This window comes from Dokdonella sp. (genome assembly GCF_019634845.1).
GTDB lineage: Bacteria > Pseudomonadota > Gammaproteobacteria > Xanthomonadales > Rhodanobacteraceae > Dokdonella_A.
Genome location: NZ_JAHCAQ010000015.1, coordinates 24,076 through 43,730 on the forward strand (window position 1 = coordinate 24,076; position 19,655 = coordinate 43,730).

Consider the following 19,655-nt stretch of genomic DNA (forward strand, 5'->3'; position numbering starts at 1 on the left):
GCGGAGAACGGACATGACACGCACGATGCTGCTGACCGCACTGCTGCTGCTTGGCGGCTGCGCCGCCGCGCCGTATCGACCGTTGGTCGACGACGGCGTGAGCCGTGGCGACTACGCGCTGGACCTGGCCGACTGCGAGGCGTTGGCGGCGCAGCGCCCGGCCGCCGCGCAGGCGGCGGGCGGCGCGGTCGCCGGCGCCGTCATCGCCGGCCTGCTGGCGGCGGCGGTGGGTCTGCGTGGCGATGATGTCGGTCGCGTTGCGGCCTGGGGCGCGGCCAGCGGCGGCATCGATGGCGCGGCGTATGGCGCCGCCGAGCAGCGCGCGATCGTCGCCCGCTGCCTTGCCGGACGCGGTTACAACATCGTCGCCGACTGAGCAGCGCCCGGCGCCGCGCCGAAGTCGCGCCACGCAACCGGCATGGCGCCGGGCGCGGGTCTGGCAGGCGCGTTGGCATGCGTGGGCACGCGCGCAAGTCGCGCGACGATCCAGCCGAAGCCGTGTGCCCTGGCATCGGCATCGAGCGCATGGCGCAGCGCGTCCGCCGCCGGCGTGCCGCTCGCGGCGGCCAGACTTTGCACCTCGGCCAGACGCGCCTCGAGCGACCAGCCCAGCCAGTGGCGCCGCTGCGCATCGGCAGCCAGCGCGCGCAGCCTGGCGATGCCATCCGCCGGGGCCTCGCCCATCGCGTCGAGTTGGGCCAGCGCGATGTCGACCATGAAGACTTCCTGGCGCTGGTTGGCGCGGCTGCGCAATTGCATCGCTCGTGCCTTGGCGCGGTCGCGCGCGGCGGTGTCGCCGCGGCGCTGTGCGGACAGCGCACGCAAGGCCTGCGCAATGGCTTCCCCCGCGACGAATTGCGCAGTCGATGCGGTGGCGATCGCGCGGTCGAGCGCTGCGGAGGCGGCGTCGAGCTGGTCGTCGGCGAGCGCGAGATGGCCGCGCACGAGGTCGGCGTTGAAGGCGATCGTGGCATCGCCGGCGTTTTTCGCGCCAGCCGCAGCCGCATCGATGCCGCTGCGCGCCGCGGCGAGATCGCCGCGATCCAGCGCAATGAGGGCGCACTCGAACCGCATCGAGGCGACGCCGTCGGCGTTGCCGATGTCGCGAAAGCCGTCGCCGGCCTGTTGGCACAAGCGTGCGGCCTGGTCGAGATCGCCGCGCAGACGCAGCTCGTCCGCGTACAGGCCGAGCGTGAAGGCGCGATGTGAACGGGCGCCGCTGCGCTCGTCGAGACTGATCGCGTCGCGGTAGTCCTGCTCGACTTCGTCGCTTGCCGATTCGTCGGCGAGGATCGTGCCGAGTGCGGCCAGTGCCCATGCCTGTCCGCTCAGGTCGGCAGTTTCGCGCCGCAGGGCGAGCGCCTTGCGCACGGCGGTTTCGGAACCGTCGCGGTCGCCGCCGTTCCACAACATGATGCCGAGATCGCTGTAGGCGGCCGCTTCGCCGTTGCGGTCGCCGATGGCCTGGTAGCCGGCGAGCGCGCGCTGGTAGGACTCGCGGGCGCGCACCGGATCGGATTGCATCCACGCGTTGCCGAGATTCTGGTCGACCCAGGCCTCGCCATGCGGATTGCCGACGGCGGTGTAATCGGCGCGCGCCTGCTTGAGTGCCTGCTCGGCGCCGGCGAGGTCGCCCAGATTGGTGCGGGCGATGCCCAGGCGCGTGCCCGCCTCGGCAGCGAGACCCGGCAGTTCGAGGCTGCGCGCCAGGTCGAGCGCGCGCTGGGCGTGCGCCGCGGTTTGGGCATCGTCCTCGCGTGCGGAGGCGACCTGCGCCAGCGCGAGTTCCATGCGTGCATCGGGTTTCGCCCCTCGCGCGGCTGCCCACGTCGCCAGTTCGCCCTGCGCGGTTTCCGCCTTGCCGGCCTGGATCAGCGTGGTGACGAGCTGATAGCGGTATTCGGCATTGCGGGGCCGCAGCGCGGTCAGTGCGCGCAAGGTGGCGATGGCCTTGTCCCACTCGTGCGTTGCGAGCTGGACCTGCGCGTCGATTTGCAGGCGTTGCTCCTCGGGCAGGCCACCCGCGTGCGCGGCGGCCTGCTGCGCGGCGGCCAGCGCCTTCGCCTGATAGCCGAGCGCCGACCAGGCTCGTGCGAGGTGGCTGTAGCTTGGGGCGTAGTCGGGCGCCTGCGCGATCGCATCGAGCAGTTCGTCGCGGGCGCGCGCGGCGTCGTTGCGTCGCATCGCGTCGAGCGCAAGTCCGATGCGCCGGGCGACGTCGGCGCTGGGCGGCTGCGCGGCGGCGATGCGGTCGAGCTCGTCGCGGTCCGGGCCGACTGCGCCGAGGTGTGCGCGCAGTTCCTTGCCGGCCTGTGCCACCAATGCCGGCAGTTCGGCCAGCGGCGCCGAGCGGGCCAGCGCAGCGACGACGTGCCCGTCGCGGGTGTCCTGCAGCGTGATGTCCATGCGCAGATCGGGTCGTGTCGCATCGCCGGAAACGAGATAGCTGCCGCTGAGGACGTAGTCGGCACCGACGCGCTCGCGCAAGCGGTCGAGGCTGCGCGTCGCGTAGCCGCCCGCCGCGAGCGCGGGCAGGTTGGCGAAGGCGGGACGCACGAGTTCGTCGGGTAGCGCATGCGCGGCGCTGTCGCCAGCCAGTTCGGTCGCGAGCATCTGCGTCAGCGCTGGAGCGAGCCAGCCGTCGCGCACGTTCTGCGAGAGGTTGCGGAAATCGACGATGACGACACCGCCGTCGGCGGCGACGTCGCGCGGTGCCGGCGAACGTGGCAGCCATTGCATTGCCGCGACGATCGCGACAAGCGCACCGGCGCTGGCGGCGATCCAGCCCAGCCGGCGCCGTGGCGGACGCGGCGGCGCAGCATCGGCTGCCTGGGCGGCGTCGGCCGACGTCGTGGTGGCGCCGGACGGCAGCGCCGGGGCAAGCGCATCGGCGGCCGCGGTGGCAACCGCCTGGTCGGAAGGGCGGGCGACGATAGCGGCCGCAGGCGCGACTGGCGCGGCGGGCCGGTCGAGGTTGTCGCGCGCCACGCGCTCGACCGCGGCGCTGAAGCGATAGCCATGCTTGGGCACCGTTTCGATGTGGGTGTCGCCGTCGCCCTCGTCGAGCGCCTTGCGGATCAGCCAGATGTGCTTGGTCAGGTTCGACTCGTCGACGAAGCCGCGCGGCCACAGCACTTGCATCAGCTCGTCCTTGCCGACGACGCGGCCGGCGCGTTCGACGAGCAGCACGAGCGTGTCGAACACCTTCGGCGTCAAGGCGATCGGCTGGCCGCTGGCGGACAACCGCCGCTCTTCCGGGTCGAGCTCGAACGGGCCGAAGCGGAACAGGGGTTTTTCTTGTTCGGACAAGAGCTTGGCCACAGCAGGAAATCTGCCAGAAAAATACCAGACAGCCGCCCAAGACGAACGATCCGGCGGCCCGCAAGCATGCGCCGATCGGCACACCGGCGCATGCGCGCCCGCGGCCGACGCCCGCGCCAACCCCCAAGGCGCCAACAACGGAGGACGTTCGCCATGTTTCACCGCACTTCAAGCGCAATCGGCGCAGTCGGGCTCGCGGCCTTGCTCGCCGCCTCGGTGCTGCACGCGGCCGACGGCACCTGGGACGCGTCGTGGGCGCCCCGCAACAGTGACCAGAAGGGCATTGCAGGATTGTTCGAGGATACCTGGGCACTCGGCGGTACAGGCACGTACCAAGGCGACATGACCGCGACGGCGACCGCCGTTCAGGCCGACGGCAAGGTGCTCGTCGCCGGCTTCGGCTGGAACACCTACAACGGCACCGACCAGAACGCCTGCATCGTGCGCCGCTATTTCGCCGACGGCAGCGTCGACACCGCCTTCGGCAACATGGGCGGCGCGGTGGTGACAAACTGGCACGCGAGCGGCAGCAATCCGAGACTCGATTGCTACGCCAAGTCGATCGCCGTGCAGCCCGACGGCAAGATCGTCTACGCCGGTCAGCTCGCCTATGCCAATGGTGTGACGACGCCGACGATCATGGTCGCCCGCCTCAATGCCGATGGCACCTCTGACGGCTCGTTCGTCAATGGCGGCTTCGCCTACAACTTTGGCTACGACGCCAATGCGGTGCTCGTCGCCGGCAACGGCGACATTCTCGTCGGCGGCTCGGCGATTCAGGGGCATTTCTCCGATACCGACTTCTATCTCGCCACGCTGAGCTCGGGCGGACAGATCAAGGACGAGGCGTGGCTCCCCTTCGACACCGCCGGCAGCGACCGCAACGATGGCGCCAACGCCGCCGTGCTCGAATCGTGGTCGTCGGGAACGATCGGCCAGTTCCATTCATACGACGAGGTGTACATCACCGGTGTCGTCGACGAACCCGGCTATGCGAGCGGGCTTGCGCATCATTCCTGCGGCATCGTCGCGTTCCGGCGCACCGACGGAGGCGCGTTCTCGCTTGACACGAACTTCAACGGCAATGGCTTCGTCAATGTCGACTTTCCGGTCGGCGCGTCCGATACCGACACGATCTGCCGTACGGCGACGCAGCGTCCGCGCGCTGGCGGGTTGTTTGGCCCGACCGGAGTGGTCGTTGGCGGCGAGCGCTACTTCGTGCCGACGTCCGGCACCGGGCTCGCCAGCTACTACGCGCTCGCCGATGTCGACGCTGCCGGCACGGTGGCGCGTCATGACGCCTTCGCCTTCTTTGCTGATCTCAATGAGAACGGCGCGTACAACTCGATCTTCGGCTTGACCTGGGACAACGTCGGCAAACTCGTCGCCGTCGGCTACGCCGGTATTGGCGCCAACGGCGACCAAGCGCATGCCCCGTCGGATGGCGTCGTGCGCCGCTTCAACGCTGACTACAGCGTCGACGGTTCGTTCGCGGCCGATCATTCCGGGACCTTGTTTGCATCGCTCGACACGACCGGCGTCGCCGGCATCGCGCAGGCGCAGCGCGAGTGGGCGAACGCGGTCGCGTTCGACCCCTTGCACGGCCGCATCGTCTTTGTCGGCGAGCGTTCGGTGCTGATCTCGCTCGCGCCGAATCTGTACGCGTGGTTTCTCGGCGCGGTGATCGACGGCAACGTCGTCATCAGCGACCGCATCTTCGCCAACGGCTTCGATTGAGAGCGCAGGCGGCAGTGCCTTGGTACTGCCGCGTGCCGATGGAGCTTGCGATGAACGCAACGATGCCGCCTCCCGAGAGACTTGGGCTGGCCTGCGTGCTGGCTGGCAGCCTCCTGTTCGCGACTGTGCCGACGCATGCGGCGGTGCCTGCATCGGCCGCGCCGCCCGAACTCGACTGGCGCACCAGTCCGCTCGATCTCGACCTGCGCGGCATGAACGGTGAGCGCTACACGTTCCATTGCCCGCCGGGCAAGCCGCAGCCGAGCCGCGTCGTCGGCAGCGGCCCCTACACCGACGCCTCGTCGATCTGCGCCGCCGCCGTGCATGCGGGTGCGCTTGGCGCGCGCGACGGCGGTGAGGTGACCATCGAAATCCGTCCCGGCGAGCGCCGCTACGCCGGATCGCAGCGCCACTACCTCCGCTCCTCCGACGAGGACGCCGGCTGGAGCGGCAGCTTCGTCGTGATTGGCGGCGATGCAACTCCCTCCAAACCCTGAAAGGAGATTTCCATGCGATGCATCCGCGTCTGGTTGTTGCCCTTGCTCGTCGCCACCTTGGTGCCGCGCGCAGGAGCACAAACGCTTGATTCCTACGATCCGCATCCACTGAGTCCGCCGACCTCGCTGGCGATGCAGGCCGACGGCAAGCTCGTCATCGTCGGCGGTTTCCTGGCGGTGGGGGCAGCCAGCTACACGCGCGTCGCACGCCTGAACGTCGACGGCTCGGTGGATGCCACATTCGTCGATCCGAACGTCGACAGCGAGGTCAAGGCGGTCGCCGTGCAGGCCGATGGCAAGCTGCTGATAGGCGGAAGTTTCACCCACGTCGGTGGCGCCGTACGGCACTCCCTTGCACGGCTCAACGCCAACGGCACGCTCGACACGAGCTTCGCCGATACCGGACTCAACGACACCGTCTGGGCGCTCGCGGTGCAGCCCGACGGCAAGGTGCTGGCCGGCGGCGATTTCGACCATGTCGGCGCGACCGCACGCAACTACCTCGCGCGGTTTGCCGCCAACGGCAGCTTCGACAGCGGATTTGCCGATCCGCAGCTGTGCTGCCTGCCGGTGCGCGCGGTCGCGCTGCAATCCGACGGCCACGTGCTGGTCGGCGGCTACTTTTCGCAGGCTGGTGGCATTGCCCATTTCAACCTGGCGCGCTATTCGGGCAGCGGCGCGTTCGATCCCTCCTTCCCGAGCGTGCCGGACGATGTTCCACTCGTGGCACTGGTGCTGCGGGTTGCGCCGGACGATTCGGTGTACGTCAGCGCTGCGCCTGCGCAGCCCGTCGTCCGCCTCCACGCCGATGGCAGCTACGACCCGACGTTCGTCGCTGCCGCGGTGGATGAGGACATCAACAGCATCATGTTGCAGCCGGACGGAAGAGTGCTGATCGGCGGCACCTTCGAGCAGGTCGGCGGCCAGCCGCGCCACGCTCTCGCGCGCCTCGGCGCGAACGGCGCGCTCGATGCGGCGTTCGCCGACCTGCAGTTCAGCTTCGATGCCGGCAATCCGAACGGCTACATCTACGGCATCGCCGCCCAGGCCGATGGCCGCATCATCGTCAACGGCAACTTCACGCTCGCCAACGGCCAGGCGCGCGCCGGCATGGCGCGCATCAACAGTGCGCAATACGCGATGAACCGCCTTGCCGGGCAAGCCGGCAGCGGCAACGTGACGATGAGCTGGACGCGTGGCGGTGCCGGTGCCGAACTCGTGCAGGCGCCACTCCTGCAGCGCTCCAGCGACGGCACCAACTTCGCCACGGTGGCGACGATGATGCGCATCGCCGGCGGCTGGCGCGCCACCACCAGCGGTGATGTGCACGGCGCGCCGTTCTACCTGCGCGCGCTCGGCACGACCGCCGACGGCGCCGGCAATGCTTCGCGCGGGCAGGTCGTGAGCCGGCTGTGGTTCAGCGACGCGATCTTCGCCGACGGCTTCGATTGAGTTTGCGCCGCCCGGCGCCGCAGCGCGGCCACGCCGGCCAGCGCTGCGGCGCCGGGCACCGATGGTCGCTGCGGCGCTGCGCGTCGCGCAGCGGCCTTCGATTAAACTGTGCGCCTTCCCCGCACGAAGCCAGCGCATGAGCGTCCGTACCCGTTTTGCCCCCAGTCCCACCGGTTACCTGCACATCGGCGGCGCGCGCACCGCGCTGTACTGCTGGCTGGAGGCGCGTCATCGCGGCGGCGAATTCGTGCTGCGCATCGAGGACACCGACCGCGAGCGCTCGACCGATGCGGCGGTGCAGGCGATCCTCGACGGCATGAGCTGGCTCGGGCTGGCGCACGACGAGGGTCCGTACTACCAGACCCTGCGCATGGACCGCTACAAGGCCGTCGCCGAAGACCTGCTCAAGGCCGGCAAGGCGTACTACGCCTACGAATCGAAGGAAGAGATCGAGGCGATGCGCGCGGCGGCGATGGCCAAAGGCGACAAGCCGCGCTACGACGGCCGCGCGCGCGACGCCAACCTGCCGTATCGCGACGATCCCAATCGCGTGCTGCGGTTCAAGAACCCGACCGCCGGCAGCGTGGTGTTCGACGACCAGGTCAAGGGGCGCGTGGAGTGGAGCAATGCCGAGCTCGACGATCTCGTGCTGATCCGCTCGGACGGCTATCCGACCTACAACTTCGCCGTCGTCGTCGACGACATCGACATGGCGATCACCGAGGTCATCCGCGGTGACGACCACGTCAACAACACGCCGCGCCAGGTCAACATCTACCACGCGCTCGGTGCCAGCGTGCCGCGGTTCGCCCACCTGCCGATGATCCTTGGTCCCGATGGGCAGAAGCTCAGCAAGCGCCACGGCGCGGTCGGCGTGATGCAGTACCGCGATGACGGCTTCCTGCCGCATGCGCTGCTCAACTACCTCGTGCGGCTGGGCTGGTCGCACGGCGATCAGGAGATCTTCTCGATCGCGCAGATGATCGAGCTGTTCGACATCGCCGACGTCAACAAGTCGGCCTCGCGCTTCGATCTCGACAAGCTCAAGTGGCTCAACCAGCAGTACCTCAAGAGCGATCCGCCGGACGAGGTCGCCGCGCACCTGCGCTGGCACATGGATGCGCAGGGCATCGACGTGCGCAGTGGGCCGGCGCTGGCCGATGTGGTCGTCGCGCTGCGCGATCGCGCGCACACCCTGGTCGAGATGGCCGCCAAGGCCCGCGTCTGGTATGCGCCGCTCACCGACTATGACGCGGCGGCGGTCGCCAAGCACCTGCGGACGCCGACCGCACGCGCGGCGCTGCAGGCCGTGCATGCGCAGCTCGACGCGCTGGCCGCGTGGCGCGTCGAGGCGATCCACGCCGCGATCGAGGCGGCCGCCGCGGCGATCGGCGAGGGCATGGGCAAAATCGCGCAGCCGCTGCGGGTGGCGATCACGGGCACCCAGGTGTCGCCTTCGATCGACCAGACCGTGTATCTGGCCGGGCGTGACGAGGCCTTGCGCCGCATCGACGCGGCGCTGGCCAAGGTCGACTAGCGGAGCGGCCGGTGGCGCTCGAATGCAGCCTCGATGCATTGCGCAACCTCGACCAGAGCGATCTGGATGCGGTGCAGGCGCTGCTCGATGCCTGCACGCGCACGCTGCTGTCGCCGTCGCTGTGGTTGTGGGCGCTCGGTCTCACCGCGGCCTGCGCCGCGATCGGCGCGTTGCTGGGCCTGGCCAAGGGGCGCTGGCTGTGGGGCCTGGTGTGGGGCGCCGCGCTGGGTCCGCTCGGCTGGATCGTGGTGCTGCTGTCGGCCGCCGCGGACAGACCCTGTCCCGAATGCGCCCGGCTCAATCCGCCCGGACGCAAGCGCTGTCGGCATTGCGGCGTGGATCTGGCCGTCGCGGCGGCACGCTCGTCGCGCTCGCGCCTGCGCGATTCGACGCGCAGCAACGAGTGGCGTTGACGCGGCCTCGCCCCGTGGCGGTATCGGCACGTCGGGCATCGCGTTAGCATGACGGCATCTCCGCTGCGCACTGCCATGTCCACGACCGTCCATCCAGCGCATGACGCCCACCTGCATCGCCACGATGCAGGCGCGTTCGTGGCCGCGGTCGAGGCGGCCTGCGCGACGCGCGGCCTGCGTCTGACGCCGCTGCGGCTGCGCGTGCTCGAGCTCGTCGCCGCCGAGGCCAAACCGGTCAAGGCCTACGATCTGCTCGACCGGTTGCGCGGCGAGCAGGGCAGTGCGGCGCCGCCGACCGTGTACCGTGCGCTCGACTTCCTGCTCGAACACGGTTTCATCCACAAGCTCGAGTCGATCAATGCCTTCGTCGGCTGCCACCATCCCGACGAGGCGCATCAGGTGCCGTTTCTCATCTGCGACGTGTGCGCGAGCGCGGTCGAGTTGTGCGACGAACGGGTTGCCACCCTGCTTGGCGGCCAGGCGCGCGAGCGCGGCTTCGTGCCACGCGCGCAGACGCTCGAGGTGCATGGCGTGTGCGCCGCCTGTGCCGCCGCGGCGCGCACCTCGTGAGCGTCGCGAGCGGTTCGCGCTGCGCTCAGAACAGGCCGCGCAGACCCAGCGTCAGGCTGCGCCCGGGCAGTGGCACGCTGTCCTTGATCAGCGAGGTCGACAGGCGCGCGGTCTGGTTGGCGAGGTTGTCGGCATCGACAAACGCTTCCCAGCTCGTGCGCGGCGTGCTCGCGAAGGCCCAGGCCAGATGCGCGCCCACCAGGGTGAAGCCGGCCGTGCGCGTTTCCATGGCAGCGACGTCGTCGTGGGCGAAATAGCGCGTCACGCCCAGACTCGCGCGCCAGTCGTCGTTGTGCCACTTGAGCTCGCCGCCTGCGCGCGCGGCCGGGATGCGCGGCACGTTGCCGCCGTGCGCGGCCAGCGTGGCACGCACGGTGTCACCCCACAGGCGCAGGTCGTAGTGACCGACCGCGGTGGCGGCGAGGTGGAACGTCGCTTCGGCCTCGCCGCCGCGCAGCAGCGCATCGCGCTGCGACCAGTGGCGTACCGGCAGGCCGTCCTCGATCAGGCCGGTGTCGGCGAGATAGATGAAATCGGCATAGCGGTTGGTCCAGATCGCCAGCTTGGCATCGACGAGCTGGCCGTGGAAATGCAGGCCGAGCTCGGCCTGGTTGGCGGTTTCCTCGCCGAGCAGCGCATTGCCGATCTCGAACGTCGCCGATGCCGCGTGTGGGCCGTGCGCAAACAGTTCCTCCTCGGCCGGCGCGCGCTGCGCACGGTCGAGGTTGAGCGTGAGGTGCCAGGCGTCGTCGATGCGCCAGGTGAGACCTGCCGACAGACTGTGAGGTGCGAAGCTGCGTCGCGTCGAGTCGCGCGGACGGCTGCTGCGGTGGTCGAGGCGGGCGCCCAGTTCCAGGTCCAGCGCAGCGAAGGCGTGACTGGCGACCGCGAACAGGCCCAGGCCGCGCGTGGTCGTGGGCGGCACGAAGGTTTCTTCGCCGAGCGCGGCAAAGTCACGCTGCAGCGCCTGCACGCCAATGCTGCCCTGCCAGCCCGCCAGCGGCGTGGGCATGAACAGCACACGGGCCTCGTCGCTGAGGTTGCTGAACCGTGTCGCGGGCGCGTCGCCCTCGTACTCGGTGTGGTGGTAGTCGGTGCGGCCCAACGCGTATTCGATGCGGTCGATGCCGGGCAGCGGCGCGTTGAGCGCGCCCTTGAGGTCGTAGCGCGTCTGCTGCAACTGCAGGTGGACGGCGGCCACGCCATGGGCGGCGTCGCCCGGTTCGGCTGGGTTGCCGTAGCTGTCGAGGTAGCGCGACACCGACAAGCCGGCATAGCCCCAGGCGCCGAGCCACGAGCCGCCGAGCGCGCCGGCGTTGGTGTCGACATGGCTGTTGGGCAGGCGGCCGCCGGGAATGGCGTAGTCGCCGTCGCGGCGGTTCATGCCGTCGGCGTGCAGCACGAAACCGGCGCTGCCGGCATCGACGCGAAACAGCTCGGTCTGGCCGCGTGAAACACTGTCGTAGCCGGCCTGCACGCGTCCGCTGAATCCAGCGTCGGGCGCCTGCTGCGCGATGCGGCCATCGCTCACGTTGACCACGCCGCCGATCGCACCGGAACCGTACAGCAGCGTGGCTGGCCCCTTGAGCACCTCGATGCGGTCGGCGAGGAATGGCTCGATGCCGACGGCATGGTCCTGGCTGATCGCGGAGACATCGCCGGCGCCGAGGCCATCGCTGAGCACGGCCACGCGCGGGCCGTCGAGACCGCGTATGACGGGGCGCCCGGCGGCTTGTCCGAAGGCCGTGGTTTGCACGCCGGGCAGGTTGGCCACGGTCTGGCCGAGCGTGCTGGCGCGCGCCTCGTCGAGGTCGGTGCCGCTCAGGACGCTGGCGGGCGTGACATTGCGGACGGCGTCGCGCGATGGCGCGGCGCCGCGCACGGTCACCACCGACAGCTCGGTCTGTGCGCGGCGGTCCACCGCCGGCAGGCTGCCGCTGTGTTCGGTATCCGCGTCGGTTGGTGGCGGTGCGGCGGACTGCGCAGCGGCGCAGCCGGCGGTGAGCAGCAGGAGCAGGGGCAGGGGCGACAGGCGGGTGGGCATGGCAGGGCTCGAAATGACCGTGCGTGATGTTATAAGATAACAGCCATGATCGAGTCGATGTGCCGGGAGTCATCACTGGTGGCCGCGCCGTCTGCGCTGCGCGATCTGCGCACGAGTGCGGGCGATGCGGCGCACTGGCATGGCCGCGCCGACCGCTTTGGCGCAGTCGCTTCGCTGGTGTGCGCGGTGCATTGCGCGCTGCTGCCGCTCGTTCTCGGCGCGCTGCCGGTGTTGGGCCTGAGCTTCCTCGCCGATCATCGTTATGAGGCGATGTTCATTGCCTTCGCGAGTGTGCTGGCCACGCTGATGGTGGCCTACGGTTTTCGCCGCCATCGCCGCCTGCTCGCGCTGTGGCTGCTGCTGCCCGGCATCGCGCTGCTGTTGGCCGGTGCGTTCAGCGCGTTTGCGCACGGTTCCGCCCTGCACAGCATGCTGGTGGCCGTTGGCGGCGTGCTGGTGGCCGGCGCCCATGTGGTCAACCTGCGTCTGGCGCGCGGCTGCGTCAGGCCCGCTTGCCGCGTCCCCGACGTGGCGTGATTGTGTAACCGCATCGCGCTTGCCTAGCATCGCCGCGCGGTTGCCGCAGGCGATGCAGTTCCGACCATGGCGCATTCCCACGATCACGCCCACGATCACGATCACGCCCACGATCACGATCACGATCACGATCACGATCACGATCACGATCACGATCACGACCACCATGCACGGGCCGCCGGCGCGGGTCGCGAGCGCAAGCTGTTCGTTGCCTTTGCGCTGACCCTGGTCACGTTGCTGGCCGAAGCGGTCGGCGGTTACGTGGCGGGGTCGCTGGCGCTGCTGGCCGACGCCGGCCACATGCTGGTCGATGCGTTCGCGCTGCTGTTCGCCTGGCTCGGGGCGCGCATGGCGCGACGCGCCGCCGACGCGCGGCGCAGTTATGGTTACGCCCGCGTCGAGGTGCTGGTGGGCTATACCAATGCACTGGCCCAGTTCGTGTTGGTCAGCTGGATCGTGGTCGAGGCGGCGGCGCGGCTGTTCACGCCGGCACCGATCCTCAGTGGCGTCATGCTGGCGGTGGCGCTCGCTGGCCTGGTCGTCAACGCACTCGTGCTGCGCATGCTGCACGCGCATGACGAGGACGATCTCAATACGGCCAGTGCGCGTCTGCATGTGCTGGGCGATCTGCTCGGTTCGCTCGGTGCGGTCGCGGCGGCACTCGTGATCGGCTGGTTCGGCTGGCTGTGGGCCGATCCGCTGATCTCGGTGCTGGTGGCGCTGCTGCTGGTGCGCAGCGCATGGCGGCTGGTCGCGCGCAGCGCCCACATCCTGCTCGAGGGTGCACCGTCGGGAGTCGACGAGGAACGCGTGGTCGCGGCGCTCGAGCGCGCTGCCGCTCCGGTGTGCGACGTACACCACGTCCATGTGTGGCAGCTCGCCGGCGGCAGCAGCGTCGCCACGCTGCATGCCCGTGTGCGGGCAGGCGAGTCAGCCGATGCCGCGCTCGACGCGGTGCGCGCCGTGCTGCGTCGCGAGTTCGGCATCGCGCATGCCACGATCCAGCTCGAGTCCGAGCCGTGCCCGCCGGCCCGTTGTGGCCATGATCACGCCTGAGTGGCGACGCAGTCTGCCGCCCGGGGTCGCGCTGCCACGGCCGCGGCGGTTGCGCAGGCGCCGCAGGCTGCTATCCTGCGCGCCCGTTTATCGAACCGGATCAGGAGCCACCATGGGCAAGGGCGATCGCAAGACACGCAAGGGCAAGATTTCCATCTGCAGTTACGGCAATGCACGCCCGCACGCGGGCAGGAAGGGCAGCGCGGCAGCCGTGGCCGGCAAGCCGGCCGCCAAGAAGGCCGCTCCGGTCAAGAAGGCCGCTCCGGCCAAGAAGGCAGCCCCCAAGAAGTCGGCCTGAGCATCGCGCCGGGCAGGCCCTGCGCGGCCGGTCGGTGGGCATTGGCGGCGACTCAACGAAAAGTTAGCTTTTCTGTCTTGATACCGGTATAGTCGCGCGCACTGTGTTCGCCAGGGTCACCGTGAATCGTGACCTTGATGCAGTCGATCTGACGATCCGCTTCATCGTTTCGCCTCGCTTGCTCCCGGCAACCCAGTCTCGACACGGGCATTTCCGTGATCGCGATTCCATTGTGTTTCCAGGAGTTTTGCAAAGATGTCCAATCGTCAAAGCGGCACGGTCAAGTGGTTCAACGATGCGAAGGGCTTCGGCTTCATCACGCCCGAGAGCGGCCCCGACCTGTTCGTGCACTTTCGCGCCATCCAGGGCACCGGCTTCAAGTCGTTGCAGGAAGGCCAGCGCGTGACCTTCATCGCCGTCCAGGGCCAGAAGGGCATGCAGGCTGATCAGGTGCAGGTCGTCTGATCGAGCATCGTTCAGCGAATGACCAAACCCCGGGTGGCGACACCCGGGGTTTTTTATTGGCCGCGCAGCGCGGCTGAATCGCTGCCAACCCGTGACCGCCCCATGCGCGCCGGCCGACCGCGGTCGGCGCTGGCGTGGCATCCTCTGGCGTCGATCCCTGCAGTGGAGGATTGCGTCATGGCCCATGACATCGCCGTCATCGTTGGCAGCCTGCGCAAGGAATCGTTCAACCGCAAGTTTGCGCGCGTGCTGATCGATCTGGCGCCCGCCAGCCTGCGCATGCAGATCGTCGAGATCGGTGCCTTGCCGCTGTACAACCAGGATCTCGATGAGGCCGGTGCGGTGGTGCCGCCGGCCTGGACCGCGTTCCGCGAGCGCATGCGCGCGGCGCAGGGCGTGCTGTTCGTGACGCCCGAATACAACCGTTCGGTACCCGCCGTGCTCAAGAACGCGATTGATGTCGGTTCGCGTCCCTACGGTCACAGCGTGTGGGCCGGCAAGCCGGCCGCGGTGGCCAGCGTGTCGATCGGTGCGATCGCAGGTTTTGGCGCCAACCATCACCTGCGTCAGTCGTTGGTGTTCGTCGACATGCCCGTGTTGCAGCAACCCGAGGCCTACATCGGTGGGGCGGGTAGTCTGTTCGACGCCCAGGGCGAGTTGAGCAATGCCGGCACGCGCGAGTTTGCCGCCAGGTTCATCCAGGCCTACGCAGCCTGGGTCGAGCGGCTGCTCGGCCGTGCCTGAGGTCAGACCCAGCCGCGCCGCCGCAGCCATGCCAGCGGCAGTACGGCGCTGAGCGTGATCACGCCCAGCGCGATCGCATAGCCATACGGCCACTGCAGTTCGGGCATGTTGTGGAAGTTCATGCCCCAGATGCCGGCCAGCACCATCGGCGGGATCGATACCACCGAGGCGATGGTGAGGATCTTGATCACATCGTTCTGCTCGATGTTGATGAAGCCGAGCACGGCGTCGAGCAGGAACTGCAGCTTGTCGGTCAGTTGGCTGTCGAATTCGGCCAGAACTTCCAGATCCTTGCCGATCGCATCGGCGCGCTGGTGCAGGGGACGATCCATGCCGTGGCCGTGGCAATCGCGCAGGAACAGCATCAGTCGCTGCAGTCCCGTGGCCGATTGGCGCATGCGCGTGAGGCGCGCTTCGAGGTGACCCAGTTCGGCCAGCGCCTGGCGCAGGGTGTCGCCGCGCTCGCGCGCCGTGCCGAAGATGCGCAGCGAGAGCTGGCCGGTTTCGGCCGAAACGTGTTCGAGCCGGTCAGCGTTGGTGGCGACGATGGCCTCGATGATCGTGAGCAGCGCTTCGGCGGCGGTCAGCGACGGCGCCGCGCTGACGCGCGCTGCGGCGAGTTCGAAGGCTGGCGATACCGCATAGCGGATCGTGATCACGCGCCGTGGCAGCAACAAAAAGCCGACCGGCGATTGTGCGGTGCTGTCGCTGTGGCTGAAATACGGTACGCCCAGCCGCAGCACGCCGTCGCTGACGTCGATGCGGCTCGACAACTCGAGGCTGCCCAGTTCCTCGCGCGTGGGCAGGGTCACGGCGCAGGCCTGCTCGACCTGGCGGATCTCGTCGACCGTCGGCGCGATGAGATCGAGCCAGACGGCGCCGATCTCGCCGCTGGCGCCGCCGCTGCGGCCGGGATGGTGGTGGATCAACATGGGGCAGTGGCCGTCGCAAGACTTGTTGCCGCGATGGCGCGCATCATATCGTTCACCGCCCCGCCACTGCACGAGGTCCGGTCCGGATGATGGCTCAAGGCTACGCAACGCTGGCGATCATCGCCGTTACCTGTGTTGTCTCGTTCATGGGGTTCTCCAACCCGGCGCTCATCTCGCGGCTGATCCTGTGGTCGCCGGCGATCACGCGCGGCCGCGAGTATTGGCGCCTGGCGACCTGCGGCCTGATCCACGCCGACGTGCCGCATCTGCTGTTCAACATGATCACGCTGTACTTCTTCGGCGCATTGATCGAGGCGTTCTACAGCGTGCGGGTCGGCGAACTCGGTTTCGTGCTGTTTTACGTGGCGGGCCTGGTGGTGTCGTCGCTGCCGAGCTGGTACGAGCACCGCAATGACGGCGGCTATCGCAGTCTGGGTGCCTCGGGCGCCGTCAGCGCGGTGCTGTTCGCCTACATCCTGCTGCGGCCATGGTCGCAGATCATCGTCTTCGTGGTGCCGATGCCGGCCATCCTGTACGCGGTGCTCTACCTGGGCTACACGATCTACATGGAGCGCCAGCGCAGCGACAACATCAACCACAGCGCGCATCTGTGGGGTGCCCTGTACGGCGTCGTGGTGACGGCGCTGGTCGAGCCGCGCGTGCTCGGTGCGTTCGTGTCGCAACTGCTGCGCCCGCTGGCGCAGTGATGGTGCAGCGTCAGTCGGCGTAGGCGGTGGCCAGTGCCGTCAGGTGGTCGCGTTCGGTCGGTGCCAGGTGCGGTGCGAGCAGGGCGATGACGCGGCGCATCGCAGCGCGCGGGTCGCCGATGCTGCCGTCATAGTGGTTGTTGCGCACGCTGTCGTAGCCGACCCAGAACGTGACCAGTGCCATCGCGTTCTCGACGAGGACGTCCAGTTCGGCGGGCGCCAGCCGCAACACGCCGTCGGCGACGAATTGGCGCAGCAGGGTGCGCGCGCTGACGGTGGCACGGTCGAGGATCCGGGCGAAGCGCGTGCGGATGCGCCGGTTGCGCGCCAGGATGTCGACCAGATCGCGGTGCAGGAAGCGGTAGTCGCCGATGGTCTCGAACAGCAGGTGCAGCTGCAGCCACAGGTCCTCGATGTTGGGATTGCGCGCGGTCGGCAGCAGCAGGGCGTCGTCGATGCGATTTTCATAGGCGCCGAACAGGCGCTCGACGATGTCGTCCTTGCTGCGGAAGTGGTAGTACAGGTTGCCGGGGCTGATGCCGGTTTCGTCGGCGATGTGGTTGGTGGTGACGTTGGGTTCGCCGTGGGCGTTGAACATCGCCAGGCTGGTGTCGAGGATGCGCTCGCGGGTCGGTCGCGCGGCACGCCGCCCGGCGCCTACGGGCGCGTTGGCCGCGCTGGCGGCAAGGTCGATGGGTGGCGGGTCCTTCATTCGCCAGTCCGGCGCGCTGCCGCGACCCTTGCGCGCGCGCGGCGTGGGCGGATCCTGGCGGCCTGGCGTCGAGACTGCCTTTTTCAAGGACGTTCAGCCGCCGAGCTTCTTCACCAGGTCGATGTACTTCTGCTGCGCGTCCTCGGCCTTGGTGCCCTTGAGCTTGGCCCAGGCCTCGTACTTGGCGGTGCCGACGAAATCGAAGAAGCCCGGCTTGGGCCCGGACACGTCGCCTTCGGCACCTTGCTTGTACAGCGCGTAGAGCTTGAGCAGGGTGTCGTTGTCGGGACGTTCGTCGAGCTTCTTGACGGCTGCGGCGGCATTCTCGAATCGTGCTTTCAGGTCGGCCATGGCGTGGTTCCGTAGCATCGCAGCGGCAATTGGCGCAGCTTACAACAGGGTCGCCGCCGGCGGCCATTCGCGTAGCCAGCGGCGCGCCGGCAAGGCTATGCTTGCGCGGCGAGTCATCGGCAGAGGACGTGGCACATGACGTATTTCGTTACCGGCGCGACGGGTTTCATCGGCAAGCGCCTCATCGAGAAACTGCTCACGCGCAAGGGGACCATCCACTGTCTCGTGCGCAAGGAATCGATGCCGCGGTTCAAGGCGCTGGTCGAAACGTGCGGCGATGACGGCAAGCGCCTGGTCGCGGTGGTCGGCGACCTGGCCAAGCCACGGCTTGGCATCGCGCCGGCGACGTTGCGCGCCCTCGGCGGCAAGATCAGGCATTTCTTCCACCTTGCCGCGATATACGACCTCGCTGCCGACGCCGACAGCCAGATCGTGGCCAATGTCGAGGGCACGCGCCACGCCATCGAGGCGGCCGAAGCACTGCGCGTGGGCTGCTTCCACCACGTCAGCTCGATCGCCGCGGCGGGGTTGTATTCGGGCGTGTTCCGCGAGGACATGTTCGACGAGGCCGAGGAGCTGGAGCATCCGTATTTCCGCACCAAGCACGATTCGGAAGGCCTGGTGCGCAGCCAGTGCAAGCGCCCGTGGCGCGTGTATCGCCCCGGCATCGTGGTCGGCGATTCGCGCACGGGCGAGATGGACAAGATCGATGGCCCCTACTACTTCTTCCGCCTCATCAAGAAGATGCGCCAGAGCCTGCCGCCGTGGATGCCGACGGTCGGGCTCGAGGGCGGGCGCATCAACCTGGTGCCGGTCGACTGGGTGGCCGCCGCGCTCGACCACATCGCCCACAAGGCCGCACTCGATGGCCACACCTTCCACCTGACCGACCCGGCGCCACGCCGGATCGGCGAGGTTCTCAACCTGTTCGCGCGCGCGGGACATGCACCGCAGATGACGATGCGGCTCGATGCGCGCATGTTCGGTTTCATTCCGGCGAGCATCCGCGCGGCGATCGGCAGCCTGCCGCCGGTGCGCCGCGTGGCCAGGGTGCTGCTGCGTGATCTGGGTATCCCGGCGGCGATCATGCAGTTCATCAATTACCCCACGCGTTTCGATTGCCGCGAGACCGAGCGCGCGCTCAAGGGCTCGAAGATCGTGCTGCCCAGGCTCGACGACTACGCCTGGAAGCTGTGGGACTACTGGGAGCGCCATCTCGATCCGGACCTGTTCGTCGACCGCTCGCTCGGCGGCAAGGTGCGCGGCAAGGTGGTGCTGGTGACCGGTGGTTCGTCGGGGATCGGTCGCGCGGTGGCGACGAAGGTGGCCGCTGCCGGGGCGCAGCTCGTCATCTGCGCGCGCGGCGAGGAGGAACTGGCGCAGACCAAGGCCGAGATCGAAGCCGCCGGCGGCATCTGTCATACCTATGTGGCCGACCTGTCCGACCTGAAATCGTGTGACGAATTGGTGTCGCGCGTGCTGGCGGACCATGGTCACGTCGATATCCTCGTCAACAACGCCGGGCGCTCGATCCGGCGCGCGATCAGCGCCAGCTACGACCGCTTCCACGATTTCGAGCGCACGATGCAGCTCAACTATTTCGGTGCGCTGCGTCTGATCATGGGCTTGCTGCCGACGATGAGCGAGCGCCATCACGGCCACATCATCAACATCTCGTCGATCGGCGTGCTGACCAATTCGCCGCGCTTCTCGGCCTATGTCGCTTCCAAGGCCGCGCTCGATGCGTTCTCGCGCTGCGCCCAGGCCGAGTATTCCGACAACGGCGTCAACTTCACCACCATCAACATGCCGCTGGTGAAAACGCCGATGATCGCGCCGACCCAGATGTACGAATCGGTGCCGACACTATCACCCGAGGAAGCGGCCGACATCGTGGTCGAGGCGATCATCGAGCGGCCCGTGCGCATCGCCACCCGGCTCGGCACCTTCGCCCAGGTGTTCTACACGCTGGCGCCGCGCGTGTACGAGATCGTCATGAACACCGCATTCCGGCTGTTCCCCGACTCGGCGGCGGCCAAGGGCGACAAGGGTGCCGCGGCACCCACCAGCGAGCAGATCGCGTTCGCCTCGCTCATGCGCGGAGTGCACTGGTAGAACCGGCGCCCTCCGGCGCCGGTTCTGGGGAGGCAGGGATGCCGACCGGTCGAAGTCGCCACGAGCGACTGAGGAGGAGGCAAGGATGCCGACTGGAGCTGCGCACCAGGGAGGGTTGCTGGCGCCGGTTCCGAACGAAGTGATCGCCGTGGCCTGCGGTTGGCCAG

At 68.7% G+C, this 19,655-nt stretch carries 19 protein-coding genes; 14 read left to right on the top strand and 5 right to left on the bottom strand.

The window, feature by feature from the left end; all coding sequences use genetic code 11:
* Nucleotides 1–13 precede the first annotated feature (13 nt).
* A complete protein-coding gene (locus tag KF903_RS11260; protein WP_291214722.1) occupies nt 14–376 on the top strand; it encodes a hypothetical protein in 363 nt (120 codons plus the stop codon).
* Here KF903_RS11260 and KF903_RS11265 read toward each other — a convergent pair.
* The gene (locus KF903_RS11265) at nt 355–3,216 is read right to left on the bottom strand and encodes a winged helix-turn-helix domain-containing protein (RefSeq protein WP_291214724.1); all 2,862 of its coding nucleotides are present in this window, start codon (nt 3,214–3,216) and stop codon (nt 355–357) included. The genes KF903_RS11260 and KF903_RS11265 overlap by 22 nt on opposite strands.
* Here KF903_RS11265 and KF903_RS11270 point away from each other — a divergent pair.
* The 6 genes from KF903_RS11270 (at nt 3,136) to KF903_RS11295 (ending at nt 9,527) form a co-directional block, all read left to right on the top strand.
* Nucleotides 3,136–5,058 carry a delta-60 repeat domain-containing protein gene (locus tag KF903_RS11270; RefSeq protein ID WP_291214726.1) on the top strand — a complete coding sequence of 641 codons (1,923 nt, stop codon included), beginning with the start codon at nt 3,136–3,138 and terminating at the stop codon, nt 5,056–5,058. The genes KF903_RS11265 and KF903_RS11270 overlap by 81 nt on opposite strands.
* A 50-nt stretch (nt 5,059–5,108) precedes the next feature.
* Nucleotides 5,109–5,555 carry an LCCL domain-containing protein gene (locus KF903_RS11275; RefSeq protein WP_291214728.1) on the top strand — a complete coding sequence of 149 codons (447 nt, stop codon included), beginning with the start codon at nt 5,109–5,111 and terminating at the stop codon, nt 5,553–5,555.
* 12 nt (nt 5,556–5,567) lie between these two features.
* A complete protein-coding gene (locus KF903_RS11280; RefSeq protein ID WP_291214730.1) occupies nt 5,568–7,007 on the top strand; it encodes a delta-60 repeat domain-containing protein in 1,440 nt (479 codons plus the stop codon).
* 136 nt (nt 7,008–7,143) lie between these two features.
* Nucleotides 7,144–8,544 carry a glutamate--tRNA ligase gene (gltX, locus tag KF903_RS11285; RefSeq protein ID WP_291214732.1) on the top strand — a complete coding sequence of 467 codons (1,401 nt, stop codon included), beginning with the start codon at nt 7,144–7,146 and terminating at the stop codon, nt 8,542–8,544.
* An 11-nt stretch (nt 8,545–8,555) separates the two neighbouring features.
* Nucleotides 8,556–8,957: a hypothetical protein gene (locus KF903_RS11290; RefSeq protein WP_291214734.1), complete on the top strand. Its 402-nt coding sequence runs from the start codon at nt 8,556–8,558 to the stop codon at nt 8,955–8,957.
* Nucleotides 8,958–9,032: 75 nt separating this feature from the next.
* On the top strand, nt 9,033–9,527 hold the full coding sequence (locus KF903_RS11295) for a transcriptional repressor (protein WP_291214737.1): 495 nt from the start codon (nt 9,033–9,035) through the stop codon (nt 9,525–9,527).
* 25 nt (nt 9,528–9,552) lie between these two features.
* Here KF903_RS11295 and KF903_RS11300 read toward each other — a convergent pair whose 3' ends face one another.
* A complete protein-coding gene (locus KF903_RS11300; protein ID WP_291214739.1) occupies nt 9,553–11,571 on the bottom strand; it encodes a TonB-dependent receptor in 2,019 nt (672 codons plus the stop codon).
* Nucleotides 11,572–11,616: 45 nt separating this feature from the next.
* Here KF903_RS11300 and KF903_RS11305 point away from each other — a divergent pair, with 45 nt between their 5' ends.
* From KF903_RS11305 to KF903_RS11325, 5 genes are all read left to right on the top strand, one after another.
* Nucleotides 11,617–12,108 carry a MerC domain-containing protein gene (locus KF903_RS11305; RefSeq protein ID WP_291214742.1) on the top strand — a complete coding sequence of 164 codons (492 nt, stop codon included), beginning with the start codon at nt 11,617–11,619 and terminating at the stop codon, nt 12,106–12,108.
* 66 nt (nt 12,109–12,174) lie between these two features.
* Nucleotides 12,175–13,164: a cation diffusion facilitator family transporter gene (locus KF903_RS11310; RefSeq protein ID WP_291214745.1), complete on the top strand. Its 990-nt coding sequence runs from the start codon at nt 12,175–12,177 to the stop codon at nt 13,162–13,164.
* Nucleotides 13,165–13,276: 112 nt separating this feature from the next.
* The gene (locus KF903_RS11315; protein ID WP_291214748.1) at nt 13,277–13,462 is read left to right on the top strand and encodes a 30S ribosomal protein THX; all 186 of its coding nucleotides are present in this window, start codon (nt 13,277–13,279) and stop codon (nt 13,460–13,462) included.
* Between the two features lie 255 nt (nt 13,463–13,717).
* A complete protein-coding gene (locus KF903_RS11320) occupies nt 13,718–13,927 on the top strand; it encodes a cold-shock protein (protein ID WP_291214750.1) in 210 nt (69 codons plus the stop codon).
* A 177-nt stretch (nt 13,928–14,104) separates the two neighbouring features.
* Nucleotides 14,105–14,671 (top strand): NAD(P)H-dependent oxidoreductase, encoded by a 567-nt coding sequence (locus KF903_RS11325; RefSeq protein WP_291214752.1) that lies wholly within the window; start codon nt 14,105–14,107, stop codon nt 14,669–14,671.
* Nucleotides 14,672–14,673: 2 nt separating this feature from the next.
* On the opposite strand, the gene KF903_RS11330 is transcribed toward KF903_RS11325, so the two are convergent.
* On the bottom strand, nt 14,674–15,603 hold the full coding sequence (locus KF903_RS11330) for a CorA family divalent cation transporter (RefSeq protein ID WP_291214755.1): 930 nt from the start codon (nt 15,601–15,603) through the stop codon (nt 14,674–14,676).
* 86 nt (nt 15,604–15,689) lie between these two features.
* Here KF903_RS11330 and KF903_RS11335 point away from each other — a divergent pair, with 86 nt between their 5' ends.
* The gene (locus KF903_RS11335) at nt 15,690–16,310 is read left to right on the top strand and encodes a rhomboid family intramembrane serine protease (RefSeq protein ID WP_343214981.1); all 621 of its coding nucleotides are present in this window, start codon (nt 15,690–15,692) and stop codon (nt 16,308–16,310) included.
* A 10-nt stretch (nt 16,311–16,320) separates the two neighbouring features.
* Here the strand turns inward: KF903_RS11335 and KF903_RS11340 are convergent, their stop codons facing one another.
* The gene (locus KF903_RS11340) at nt 16,321–17,022 is read right to left on the bottom strand and encodes a TetR/AcrR family transcriptional regulator (protein WP_291214758.1); all 702 of its coding nucleotides are present in this window, start codon (nt 17,020–17,022) and stop codon (nt 16,321–16,323) included.
* Nucleotides 17,023–17,115: 93 nt separating this feature from the next.
* Nucleotides 17,116–17,373 carry an acyl-CoA-binding protein gene (locus tag KF903_RS11345; protein WP_291214760.1) on the bottom strand — a complete coding sequence of 86 codons (258 nt, stop codon included), beginning with the start codon at nt 17,371–17,373 and terminating at the stop codon, nt 17,116–17,118.
* A gap of 135 nt (nt 17,374–17,508) precedes the next feature.
* On the opposite strand from KF903_RS11345, the gene KF903_RS11350 reads away from it, so the two are divergent.
* Entirely contained in the window at nt 17,509–19,488 is a 1,980-nt protein-coding gene (locus KF903_RS11350) for an SDR family oxidoreductase (protein WP_291214762.1), read from the top strand.
* The last annotated feature ends 167 nt before the right edge of the window (nt 19,489–19,655 follow it).